Origin of the sequence: Staphylococcus coagulans, from assembly GCF_022557135.1 — a bacterium.
In the GTDB taxonomy this organism is placed as follows: Bacteria; Bacillota; Bacilli; order Staphylococcales; family Staphylococcaceae; genus Staphylococcus; species Staphylococcus coagulans.
Window position 1 is genome coordinate 2,344,222 of record NZ_CP092966.1, and the last position, 12,442, is coordinate 2,356,663.

11 protein-coding genes, 8 tRNA genes and 1 rRNA gene are annotated in these 12,442 nt (G+C 38.0%); all 20 read right to left on the minus strand.

From position 1 onward, the window contains the following. Positions 1 to 11: 11 nt before the first annotated feature. Positions 12 to 87 (minus strand) — tRNA-Ala (locus tag KM149_RS11250). Between the two features lie 15 nt (positions 88 to 102). Then, positions 103 to 176, minus strand: a tRNA-Pro gene (locus KM149_RS11255). 11 nt (positions 177 to 187) lie between these two features. Continuing rightward, positions 188 to 264, minus strand: a tRNA-Arg gene (locus KM149_RS11260). A 10-nt stretch (positions 265 to 274) separates the two neighbouring features. Then, positions 275 to 363 (minus strand) — tRNA-Leu (locus tag KM149_RS11265). Between the two features lie 7 nt (positions 364 to 370). Then, positions 371 to 445 (minus strand) — tRNA-Gly (locus KM149_RS11270). A gap of 18 nt (positions 446 to 463) precedes the next feature. Beyond that, positions 464 to 536, minus strand: a tRNA-Lys gene (locus tag KM149_RS11275). 6 nt (positions 537 to 542) lie between these two features. Beyond that, positions 543 to 618, minus strand: a tRNA-Thr gene (locus KM149_RS11280). Between the two features lie 3 nt (positions 619 to 621). Continuing rightward, positions 622 to 697: transfer RNA gene (locus tag KM149_RS11285), tRNA-Val, on the minus strand. A gap of 9 nt (positions 698 to 706) precedes the next feature. Next, positions 707 to 821, minus strand: a 5S ribosomal RNA gene (gene rrf, locus KM149_RS11290). 479 nt (positions 822 to 1,300) lie between these two features. Continuing rightward, entirely contained in the window at positions 1,301 to 2,788 is a 1,488-nt protein-coding gene (gene lysS / locus KM149_RS11295) for a lysine--tRNA ligase (RefSeq protein ID WP_165546091.1), read from the minus strand. Between the two features lie 359 nt (positions 2,789 to 3,147). After that, complete coding sequence (gene folK / locus KM149_RS11300) at positions 3,148 to 3,627, minus strand: 2-amino-4-hydroxy-6-hydroxymethyldihydropteridine diphosphokinase (RefSeq protein WP_016426496.1); 480 nt, start codon at positions 3,625 to 3,627, stop codon at positions 3,148 to 3,150. Further along, positions 3,620 to 3,991, minus strand: coding sequence for a dihydroneopterin aldolase (folB, locus tag KM149_RS11305; RefSeq protein ID WP_050331781.1), 372 nt, complete (start codon positions 3,989 to 3,991; stop codon positions 3,620 to 3,622). Before folB ends, folK begins: the two co-directional genes overlap by 8 nt. Further along, positions 3,981 to 4,772, minus strand: coding sequence for a dihydropteroate synthase (folP, locus tag KM149_RS11310; RefSeq protein WP_050331782.1), 792 nt, complete (start codon positions 4,770 to 4,772; stop codon positions 3,981 to 3,983). The genes folB and folP overlap by 11 nt, the downstream gene beginning before the upstream one ends. A 284-nt stretch (positions 4,773 to 5,056) precedes the next feature. Continuing rightward, positions 5,057 to 5,986 carry a cysteine synthase A gene (gene cysK / locus KM149_RS11315; RefSeq protein WP_016426499.1) on the minus strand — a complete coding sequence of 310 codons (930 nt, stop codon included), beginning with the start codon at positions 5,984 to 5,986 and terminating at the stop codon, positions 5,057 to 5,059. Between the two features lie 171 nt (positions 5,987 to 6,157). Beyond that, positions 6,158 to 7,042, minus strand: a complete 885-nt coding sequence (hslO, locus tag KM149_RS11320; RefSeq protein ID WP_241415401.1) for an Hsp33 family molecular chaperone HslO — start codon at positions 7,040 to 7,042, stop codon at positions 6,158 to 6,160. A 336-nt stretch (positions 7,043 to 7,378) separates the two neighbouring features. After that, positions 7,379 to 9,487, minus strand: coding sequence for an ATP-dependent zinc metalloprotease FtsH (gene ftsH, locus KM149_RS11325; protein ID WP_165546094.1), 2,109 nt, complete (start codon positions 9,485 to 9,487; stop codon positions 7,379 to 7,381). Between the two features lie 116 nt (positions 9,488 to 9,603). Then, positions 9,604 to 10,143, minus strand: a complete 540-nt coding sequence (hpt, locus tag KM149_RS11330; RefSeq protein ID WP_060830379.1) for a hypoxanthine phosphoribosyltransferase — start codon at positions 10,141 to 10,143, stop codon at positions 9,604 to 9,606. Beyond that, entirely contained in the window at positions 10,133 to 11,422 is a 1,290-nt protein-coding gene (tilS, locus tag KM149_RS11335; RefSeq protein WP_241415402.1) for a tRNA lysidine(34) synthetase TilS, read from the minus strand. The genes hpt and tilS overlap by 11 nt, the downstream gene beginning before the upstream one ends. An 83-nt stretch (positions 11,423 to 11,505) precedes the next feature. Further along, complete coding sequence (locus KM149_RS11340) at positions 11,506 to 11,883, minus strand: S1 domain-containing RNA-binding protein (protein ID WP_016426504.1); 378 nt, start codon at positions 11,881 to 11,883, stop codon at positions 11,506 to 11,508. Positions 11,884 to 12,031: 148 nt separating this feature from the next. After that, on the minus strand, positions 12,032 to 12,424 hold the full coding sequence (locus KM149_RS11345) for an FtsB family cell division protein (protein ID WP_016426505.1): 393 nt from the start codon (positions 12,422 to 12,424) through the stop codon (positions 12,032 to 12,034). Between the last annotated feature and the right edge of the window lie 18 nt (positions 12,425 to 12,442).

The following is a 12,442-nucleotide window of genomic DNA, read 5'->3' on the forward strand; positions in this document are numbered from 1 at the left end:
TCAAAAAATAATGGTGGAGACTAGCGGGATCGAACCGCTGACCTCCTGCGTGCAAAGCAGGCGCTCTCCCAGCTGAGCTAAGCCCCCAAGATTTTTAAGAAGTCGGGAAGACAGGATTTGAACCTGCGACCCCTTGGTCCCAAACCAAGTGCTCTACCAAGCTGAGCTACTTCCCGTATATTTAAAATGGCGCGCCCGATAGGAGTCGAACCCATAGCCTTTTGATCCGTAGTCAAACGCTCTATCCAGTTGAGCTACGGGCGCTAAATGATAATGGTGCCGAGGACCGGAATCGAACCGGTACGGTGATCTCTCACCGCAGGATTTTAAGTCCTGTGCGTCTGCCAGTTCCGCCACCCCGGCAAAATAATGGAGCAGAAGACGGGATTCGAACCCGCGACCCCGACCTTGGCAAGGTCGTATTCTACCGCTGAACTACTTCTGCTCGATAGTATTTGAATGATGAGCCATAGAGGATTCGAACCTCTGACCCTCTGATTAAAAGTCAGATGCTCTACCAACTGAGCTAATGGCTCATGAAATGGTGCCGGCCAGAGGACTTGAACCCCCAACCTACTGATTACAAGTCAGTTGCTCTACCAGTTGAGCTAGGCCGGCAAATGGTGGAGAATGACGGGTTCGAACCGCCGACCCTCTGCTTGTAAGGCAGATGCTCTCCCAGCTGAGCTAATTCTCCGTTATCATTGCCTGGCAACGTCCTACTCTCGCGGAACGTCAGTCCGACTACCATCGGCGCTAAAGAGCTTAACTTCTGTGTTCGGCATGGGAACAGGTGTGACCTCTTTGCCATTGTCACCAGACAATAATTTTTTTATTAAGTAGCTCGTTTTGGCTACCTTATTATAATACAATTTTTGTAAATACTTTTCAATAGTTAATTTTACACTTTGTTTAAGTTTTTTACAAACAGTTTAAACAAGTTTGTCACTGAATTTGACGACTTTTATATATTAATCAATTCTTGCAATAAAGTCAACATTTTTTCGTAACTTTTTTATATTTTTTTCATCTCCAACTTTTATTGAGATAAAAACCTTTGATATAGCCCTTTTAAAGCCATTTGCTTTGTATCGATAACCGCTTCAATGAAACATTCTAGCGCAGCCTATATCAAAAAACTTTCTGACTTAAAAAGGAGCAACACTATAAAAATAGAGTGAGGTAGAAGTCAAATTAACTTCCTTGCCTCACCCTTACCAATATTATTTCATATTAAAGATGCACTAAGCGTACACACTGATTAAAACGTCTAACCGCACTTCATTTATGCTGCTTCATTTTATTTTTGACGCATGTAAGGGAATAATAAAACGTCTCTAATCGATGGTGAGTTTGTCAATAACATCACAAGACGGTCGATACCGATACCTAATCCGCCTGTTGGTGGCATTCCGTATTCCAACGCTTCAATGAAATCTTCATCCATTTCATGTGCTTCATCGTTACCTTGTTCTTTTTCAACAAGTTGCGCTTCAAAACGCTCGCGTTGATCGATTGGATCATTAAGCTCTGTGAAAGCATTCGCATGCTCACGACCTACAATGAAGAGCTCGAAACGGTCTGTGAATCTTGAATCTTCCGGATTTTTCTTCGCTAATGGCGAAATTTCAATTGGGTGACCATAAATAAACGTCGGTTGAATTAAAGTTTCTTCAACTTTTTGTTCGAAAAACTCATTAAGGATATGACCATACTTCATATTTTTATCAACTTCGATACCATGTTCTTGAGCAAGTTGATGTGCCTCTTCATCTGATTTCACTGCATAAAAGTCTACGCCAGTAGCTTCTTTTACAGCATCAACCATATGAAGACGACGCCATTTTGGCTCTAACTCAATTGTGTAATCACCATATTGTACTGTTGTTGTTCCTAAAACTTTACGTGCAACATGAGCCACCAATTCTTCAGTTAAAGCCATAATGTCTTTATAGTCAGCGTAAGCTTCATATAATTCAATCATTGTAAACTCAGGGTTATGACGTGTAGATACACCTTCATTACGGAAAACGCGTCCAATTTCGTAAACTTTTTCCAATCCACCAACAATCAAGCGTTTAAGGTGTAATTCAATCGCTATACGCATATAGAGTGTCGCATCTAAAGCGTTATGATGTGTAACAAATGGACGTGCAGCAGCCCCACCCGCAATTTGATGCATCATTGGTGTTTCAACTTCTAAAAAGCCTTTATCATTTAGATAATTGCGCATTTCTTGAAGGATGCGGCTGCGATTAATAAACGTTTTCGTGCTCTCTCCATTTGTTATTAAGTCGAGGTAGCGTTGGCGATAACGTTGCTCTATGTCTTGTAAACCATGGTGTTTATCCGGTAACGGACGTAATGCTTTTGATAGAAGTTTGAATGACTTCGCTTTTACTGAAACTTCGCCTGTGTTTGTTTTGAACATCACACCTTCAATGCCGACAATATCTCCTAAATCTGCACTTTTCCAAAGATCAAATTGTTCATCTCCAACTTGGTCTTTACGCACATAGATTTGAATTTGTCCCGTTAAATCTTGAATATGTGCAAAACCGGCTTTACCTTTGCCTCGTTTTGTCATAATACGACCTGCAATTACGGTATGACTTTCTGATTCTTTTTCTACAAGTTCTTCTTTAGAATATTGATCCCATTGCGCTTTTAATGTTTTAGCATCTCCCGTACGATCAAACTTTTCACCAAACGGGTCAATTCCTAAGTCCCGTAACTCTTGTAATTTTTGACGGCGGACCTGCATTTGGTCATTCATTTCTTCTGTCATTCTTACCTCTCCTTTTCACTGCTTATACTTCTATTGTTTATTGTTTTCCAAGCATCTCATCACGGAATTGTATTCACACTTCCGCCTTTTGTGCTTCTATTTTGGTTTAAAGCTTTATACGCTTGACCATTTCCTATAATCCCTTTAAATGCTAAAAGTCAAGTTTTCGCAATCCATTACGCCAACTTTTCGCTTTTTAAATCCTCTCAACGATGTAAGCAGAATCATGCACGATCAATTTCCCATCGATATACGATTCATCGATGAATTCACCTGTTTCTCAATAATGATTGTTACGATGTCTCATCCAAAGATTCATTAATGTTTCAGGTTCAATCCTCATCAAGTATCGAAACAAGTTAACTTTTATATTTTACCACTGTTTCATCTTGTTGCACGATATTTTGAATCATTTGACCTGATCGTGGTTCAATGACGTTGGCTGCAATATCATTTAATGGAATCATCACAAATGCGCGTTCAGTCATACGTGGATGAGGCACAATCAAATCAGTCTCATCGATGACTTCATCTCCATATAATAAAATATCGATATCTATTGTGCGAGGTCCCCATCGTATTTTACGCACGCGATGTAATTCCGCCTCTGTATTTAAGGCAACTTTTAGCAACGCTTGGGCTGAAAGTTCCGTTTTAATATGCAAACATAAGTTTAAAAAATCAGGTTGCTCTGTATATCCTACTGGCTTCGTTTCATAAATAGGTGAAATCGCGATGATTTCGATGGCTTCATTTTCACGTAATAGGCGGATCGCTTCTTTTAATTGATTTTCACGGTCACCTATATTACTTCCTAATCCTAAATATGCATCAACCATGATGGCTCACCCTTACTATTTCCACACCAACGCCTTCATAATGACCTGGGATAGGTGGATTCTTTTTTGTAATTCTAACTTTTGTTTCCATTACACGATTATAGTGTGAATTTATACGTAATGCAATACGTTCCGCAAGATGTTCTAGCAAATTAGATGGAGAACCTTCCATGATTGCTTTAACATCTTCATAGACTTCGCCGTAATGAACGGTGTCTTCTACTTGATCAGATTGTCCTGCTTCTTGCAAATCAACTTTCATTTCTATATCTACTGTGAAAATTTGTCCTATTTCGTTTTCCGCTGATAGTGCGCCATGATAAGCATAAAAGTTTAAACCTTCTAAAAATATTTTATCTGTCATGTTCATATCCTTTCAATCCGTCCATCGCTTTAGCAAGTCGCGCATTCATCAAAACGTTGTGCACACGTACACCGTGAACCCCTTTCATAATACCATAAGCAGTTGTAGCGGCTGTACCTTCATCGCGTTCATCCACTTTATTATCATTGCCAAGCAGTAATTTAACAAAACGTTTACGACTTGTAGCCAGCAGTACTTTATATCCTGTAGCCACTAATTCATCTAAACGGGCCATAACTTCACGTTCTTCTTCTCTTGTTTTAGCAAATCCAATTCCTGGATCTAACCAAATTTTTGATTTTGGAATTCCTGCCAATACGGCTTTATTCGCTTGCTTTAATAGTGTTACAAGCATTTCATCCATGACAGGAACATCACGTGTACCATCACCGTTATGCATTAAAATGATGCTCGCCTGATATTGCGCCACCACTTTAAACATGCGTTCATCGTAAATACCTGCCCATTGATCATTAATGATTGTTGCGCCTTCTTTCAAGGCCGCTTCAGCCACTTCGCTTCGAAAAGTATCAACAGAGATGTCTGCATCGATACCTTTCAGTGCACTGACTACAGGAATTACGCGTTTCATTTCCTCTTCTATGCTTACATTTTCATGGCCGGGTCGGGTCGAAACACCCCCTACATCAATGATATGCGCACCTTCTTGAACCATCTGTTTGGCATGTTCGACTGCTTTATCGACTTCGCTAAACTGACCACCATCAGAAAAAGAATCTGGTGTGACATTCAATATACCCATAATTTGAGTTTGCTGCATAGGAATCCTTCCTTTCTGTTTGAGATAGCTCATTGTACGAAAAATTCTTTTTTGAACAAATTTATTATAGCAAATTTTTCAAACAAACCCTCTTGATTCGTTCATAGCCACATTAATATCACGTTGATTATACTGCCTCGTCTCAACAAAGAAAACTAGAACGATGGTTTGACTTATCAAATATGCATGGCAGCACAGCGTCTCGTTTCCACATGCCACTTGTTAAGCATAAAAAAAGAGATTGAAGCATCGTTATTGGACGCTTCAATCTCTTTTGCCAGCTTTTATTCAAAATTGTAAAGTGGTGTAGATAAGTAACGTTCACCATTACTTGGTAATACAGTCACAACTGTTTTACCCTTACCTAATTCTTTTGCTTTTTGAATCGCAGCATAAATGGCAGCACCTGAAGAAATACCACCTAGGATACCTTCTTCTTTAGCTACACGACGTGACGTTTCCATCGCCACTTCGTTACCCACTTTAATGACTTCATCGTATATATCTGTATTCAATGTACCTGGAATAAATCCTGCACCTAAACCTTGTAATTTATGTGGTCCTGGTTCTCCGCCACTAAGTACTGGAGAAGCTTCTGGCTCAATCGCAACAATTTGGATGTCTGGATATTTCTCTTTTAACACTTTACCAGCACCTGATAACGTACCGCCAGTTCCTACACCAGCTAAAAATGCATCAATTGTTTTACCTTCGAATTGTTCAACTAGCTCAGGTCCAGTTGTTAATTCATGTACTTTCGGATTGGCAGGGTTTTCGAATTGTTGTGGTTCGAAATAACCATGTTCTTCTTTAAGTTCTTTTGCTTTTTTAATTGCGCCTTTCATTGCTTCAGCGCCTGGTGTTAAGACTAATTCTGCACCGTATGCTTTTAATAAGTTACGTCGCTCATGACTCATTGTTTCTGGCATTGTAAATACTGCTTTATATCCTTTTGCCGCACATACGAATGCTAAACCAATTCCTGTGTTTCCTGAAGTAGGCTCGACAATTGTATCGCCTGGCTTAATTTTTCCTTCTTTTTCAGCTTGTTCAATCATCGCTAATGCAATACGGTCTTTTACAGAGCCGCCTGGATTTTGATATTCTAATTTCACATAAATATCAGCTGCATCTTCACCTGCTTGATGACGCAATTTTACAACAGGTGTTTGTCCAATAATTTCAGTTATATTCTCTACAGGTTTTCTGACCATAAGTTGATACCTCGCTTTATCAAAATTATATTTCGTTAAATACATAGTTTTTGAATCGGATATCTTTAGTTTACCACTATTTAGACCTTTGCAAAAGCACTAATATCAATTATTCCCTGAAATATGCATCTTTTCTTCGGAAAAACGAAAGCCCCTTCAACGATTAAAAATTTAAGAAGACATTTCAACTAATAATGCTTTAAGTTCTTCTTCGGTATAGTGATAACGTGTTCTACAAAAATGACATTCTGCTTCTGCACCATGATCTACGTTTATCATATTCTCAATTTCTGCTTCTCCTAAACCTTTAATTGCATTTAAAAATTTATCATGTCCACATTGACATTCAAAATCAACAGGAACTGTCTCTAAAAATGTCACATTATCTTCGCCAAGTATGGTTTGTAACATTTCTTCAGGTGTCAGTCCTTCGTCAATTAATTTTGAAACAGGCTTCATGCTATTAATAGCCGCTTCTAAGCGATCAATCGTTTCTTCTTGAGCACCCGGCATCACTTGAATAATGAAACCGCCCGCCGCTTTAATAGAATTGTCTGGGTTTACAAGCACACCGACACCCACTGATGATGGGACTTGTTCACTGTTCGCAAAGTAATAAGTGAAATCTTCGCCAAGTTCTCCAGATACAATCGGACTACTACCTGTATAATAATCACGCATACCCACATCTTTAACTACGTTGATCGCACCGCTAGTCCCTACAGCACGACGAACATCGAGTTTGCCTTGTGGATTCAATGGAAAATGCGTTTGCGGTTGTGATACATAACCACGGCCTTTACCTTTTGCATTAGCATCTGCAATAATTTTACCGATTGGGCCATCACCGTCAACAGTTACTGTTAATTTTTGTTCACCCTTCAACATTGCCCCCATCATCACTGTTGCAGTCATTGTACGACCTAATGCAGCTGAAGCTGTTGGCCAAGTATAATGGCGTGTTTGTGCTTCTTGAATTGTATTTGTCGTATTCGCACTATACGCTCGAATTTCCCCGCCGAATGCTAATGCCTTTACTAAATAATCTTGTGTCATCTTTCTATACCACTCCTTCAATCCTTCTACAATGTTTTTAAAGCTTCTTTATACAAATATCATTTTTAACAGATTCAAAATCTTATCAACACTAAATTCGCTATTTTTAATAGCACTTAAGTTGATGTGCAACGACATTTCAGTCACATCTATATATCAATGTATTGTATACAATAACTACTGCGAATTATCATACGCGCATGTGGTTAGAGACACAACTAAAATGACTCAAAACACATCTGTATCACTTTTCACTATCATTAGTACACGATACTTCATAAGCAAAACGGACTTTTCTAAAAAGTTTTCACTTTAAAGAAAAGTCCATTCTATCTTTTATTGACGTGGCTCATTATCGCCTGGACGATCGATTTTAGGTTCTTGTTCGTAACCTGTTGTATCTTTGTCCTCGTCTTCTTGATGAGAAGATTGATCCTTTTGATCGTTATCTTGCTTCTCTTCATTTGATGATTCGTCATGGCTGCGTTCACTTGGGTGTTGTGTTAGCGACTGTTGTTCACGGCGAATATCATCGTAAGACTTGCCATATTTACCTTCGTCAAAATCTTTATTTTCTGAGTGATTGATCACTTGTGCGTCATCATAATTCACTACAGGTAAATGTCCTTCATGGAACAATGATTGAATTTGTTCAGCAACCAATGTTTCTTCAGTTAATAATGTTTTAGCAATAAGTTTAAGTTGAGATTCATGTTCTAAAAGAATTTGCTTACAACGTTCATATTGTTCTTTAATGATACGTTGAACTTCTTTATCAATCTCAAATGCAATTTGTCCTGAATATTCAGGTTCACCAGACATATCTTTACCTAAGAACACTTGTCCACCGCCGTGTTTAAATTGTAGCGGTCCAAGTTTTTTACTCATACCATACTGTGTCACCATTTCACGTGCGATTTGTGTTGCACGTTCAAAGTCATTAGATGCACCTGTAGAAACTTCGTTAAAGATAATGTCTTCAGCGACACGTCCACCTAACAGGCCACAAATTTTATCTAATAACTCTGGTTCAGTCATTAAGAAACGGTCTTGTTTTGGTAACATCATCGCATAACCGCCGGCTTGACCACGCGGAACGATTGTAACTTTGTGTACAATTTCCGCTTCGTCTAATACCATACCGATAATCGTATGCCCGGCTTCGTGATGGGCTACAATATTTCTTTCTTTATCAGAAATTACGCGAGATTTTTTAGCAGGACCTGCAATAACACGGTCTGTTGCTTCTTCGATGTCACGCATATCGATTTTCTTTTTGCCGCTTCGTGCAGCAATAAGCGACGCTTCGTTTAATAGGTTTTCTAAGTCAGCACCAGAAAAACCTGGTGTACGTTGCGCAATCGCTTTAAGATCTACTGTTTCATCAAGTGGTTTGTTTTTAGCGTGAACATGTAATATCGCTTCACGACCTGTCACATCAGGACGACCCACTTGTATTTGACGGTCAAATCGACCTGGACGTAATAATGCCGGGTCTAAAATGTCTGGTCGGTTCGTTGCAGCAATCATAATGATGCCTTCATTTTCACCAAAACCATCCATTTCAACAAGTAATTGGTTTAATGTTTGTTCACGTTCATCGTGTCCACCACCGACACCCGCACCACGTTGGCGACCGACTGCGTCAATTTCATCTATAAAAATGATACACGGCGCATTTTTCTTCGCATTTTCGAATAGATCACGTACACGGCTTGCACCGACACCGACAAACATTTCAACAAAGTCCGAACCACTAATCGAGAAGAACGGCACACCTGCTTCGCCAGCGACAGCACGCGCAAGTAATGTTTTACCTGTACCCGGTGGTCCTACTAATAAGACCCCTTTAGGGATACGTGAACCCATTTGTTTAAATTTCTTATTATCTTTTAAGAAATCTACAATTTCGATGAGCTCTTGTTTTTCTTCATCTGCACCTGCAACGTCTGAGAAGCGTACTCTTCCTTTTTGGCTATCATACATTTTGGCTTTGGATTTACCAAAGTTCATCATGCGGCCACCACCACCGCCGCCTTGTGCTTGACTAAGGAAGAAGATAAAGAGCAAGGCAATGACTAAGACTGGAATTAATGTAGAAATGATGCTTACAAATACACTCTGTCCTTCTTCTTCTTTAACTGTAAAATCTAATCCTTTTTGTTCTTTAGCTGTTTCAGTGATTTTGTCCAATTCTTTATCATTATTGAACAGAATTGTCGATGCATAATCGTCATTGTTCTTTAACTTACCACTTACTTTATATACGTTATGCTCAGGTTGAATTTCTAATGTTTTCAATTCACCTTTATCTAATTTTTGTATAAATTGGTTATAAGTTAATTCTTTAGGTACATTTCCGTTACCATTAATCCACGAAAACAACCCAAAAATAACAACGCCGATAATTGCTACAAACAGCACATTACGAAAAGCTTTCTGCATGCGTCGTTTCCTCCTACTTCAAATATAAAACTAATAAAAATTTTACCATAATTGATTGACAAATGGCTAGTAATTGACTTTCATCAACTGACACACCATATGATTTTTAAAATTATTTATTTTGCATAAACTTCTTGTTTAAGCGTACCAATATAAGGTAAATTACGATATTTTTCTTGATAATCTAAGCCGTAACCTACGACAAATTCATCAGGAATTTTTTTACCAACATATTTGGCTTCAATCTCTGCTTTTCGACGATTAGGCTTATCTAATAATGTCACAATTTCTAATGATTTAACTCGACGAGAAGCTAATAATTCTGTAATTGATTTCAAGGTCGTACCTGTTTCAAGGATGTCTTCGATGATTAAAACATCTTTATTTTCAATAGATGAACCTAAATCTTTAAGTATTTGAACTTCGCCTGTAGATTCTGTACCGCCATGATAACTCGAAACGTCCATAAAGTCTATTGCGAGGGGCACGTCAATGCGTTTAATCAAATCTGTCATAAATAAAACAGATCCCTTTAAGATACCGACACAAAATAAATCTTTACCTTTATAATCTTCCGTAATTTTACGGCCAAGTGTTTCACATATTGCTTGAATATCATCTTCAGTCAGCAATATTTCTTTCAAATCATTTTTCATCTTTGTCATCTCCCAGAAATTGTATCTTTATAAATTTTTCATACTGCTTGCGAACATACAACGTACCCACTGCTAAAATATCACCATTTAATGTTTCAACAATTGGCATTTGTTCCCTTAATTGCGTAGGCACCTTTGCATCAATCATTAAACGCGATACTTTTTTATGATGCTTTGAATCTAAGGTCACATAATCACCTTCATGACGCGAACGAATCGTGATACTTTCCATGTTCATCTCATGAAAGTCCTCTATTTTGATGCGATAGAAACCAAAATGGTAAGTTCCCTCTTGGTCGACTTGCAATGGTTGCGAATCTGCACTGTACAGCCCCGGTTTCATTATCATTAATTGATCGTACACAACATCTGCGTGCCATTGATGCGTATGCATTAATGGCGTTTGTGCAACGTCACTTTCTAGTTTATCAAACCAATCAAAGTATGCTTTTTCACTAATAGTGACGATGTCATCAAATTCTTGTAACAATTGATCCAAGATTAACATTTTAACATGTGCCGTGCACAGATTAAATGTTTTTCTAGGCAAAACAACACCCTTATCTTGTTTTGTTACATGATTTTCAATAAACGATTGTGCTTCGTTTCTCATTAACAGTTGCGCTTCATCATGAAATGATTTTAACTTTAATAAATGCTGCGTTTGTAGCTGCGGGCTTTCTTGAATTGAAGGCAACAAACGATGTCGAATCATATTACGTATGTAATTTTCAGTTGCATTGGATTCGTCTTCAAAGTAAGGGACATTATATGTTTGTTGATATGAACGGATTTGTGCTTTAGTTGTTTCAAGCAGAGGTTTTAGTAGACGATAGTCATTTCTTCGTTCGCTATCTGCCATGCCTAATGGGCTCCGTGTGCTTCTGCCGGTAAAAATTCTGTAAAATATAGTTTCAACTTGGTCATCTTGATGATGCGCAGTTAATAAACAGTCCGCGCTCAACGCATTCATCATATCATCAAACCATTGATAACGCATTTCTCTTGCATCATTTTGAATACTTCTACCTTCTGAAACTGCTTGTGATAAATCCAATTGTTTAATATAAAGAGGGACGTTATGCATATCGCAATAATATTTAATGAACAGCGCTTCTTGATGAGATGCCTCTCGCAACCCATGATGGACATGCAAACAAGTCAATTGTCTATATGTCGACGCATATTGATGCAATAATTGATGTAACAACACCATACTATCGATTCCAGTTGATATTGCAAGTACGAGGTGATCTGTCGCTTTCCAATTTTGTTGCATAGTTCAAAACACTCCTACATTAAAATAGAGGCTGAGATTCAAAGTTACCCTTCGTTTCTCAACCTCTAAGTCATTATCAATGCTTAACGACGTGAGCCTCTGCCACCACGTCTTGATTCCGTTTGACGCTTAATAGAAGTAAGTTTATCTTCACTATCTTTTAAAAAGTTAGATAGCTTTTTCTCAAAGTCTTCCGGTTTTTGCGCCGGTCTTTGTTTACGTGGGCGATCTTTTGCTTTTTTAATCGATAAGCTTATTTTACCGTCTTCTGCTATAGACAGCACTTTCACTTCTACTTCATCACCAACTGACAAATGGTCTTCAACATTTTCTACATAGTTGTCTGCTACTTCACTAATATGAACTAACCCACTTTTACCTTCAGGCAACTCCACAAATGCACCAAATTTTTTGATACCAGTGACTTTACCTTTTACCTTACTTCCTACTTCGATTGACATTGTTTTAATGCATCCTCCCGATTTTGTTCGATATTTAGTTCTATTATACTTTTGTTTATCTATTTTCACAATGACTATTTGAATATCGACATTTTTCTTTACGAATTTTACATATTATGCAATTTAATTATAAACTGCTTTTACTCTTTTACTCTTTTTTCGATTGTTTCTCTTGCTTGTCTTTGTCGTTAGGCAACTTAAAGATGATCTCGCCGTCATTACTTAAATAATATTCATCTCGCGCAATTTTTTCAACATACGCCTCATCATTTAAATTATTGAGTTGTTCTTTAAGTTCAATCTCTTTATCTTGTAACTTTTGATATTTCTCCTCTTTGGCTTGACGTTCAACAGAGGCATCATGGTTCCCTTTAATTTGAAACGCAACCATGATTAAAAGCAGGATAATAATGACTAAAAGTACGCCTCCAAAAACAGCAATACGCTTTTTCACTACTTTTTTACGGCGTTCATGTCGTTTTTTCTTTGCGTTTTTTTTAGAAGTATATTGATTGCCGATATTTTGAACTTTTTGATTCATGCGGCGTCACCTTTCTTT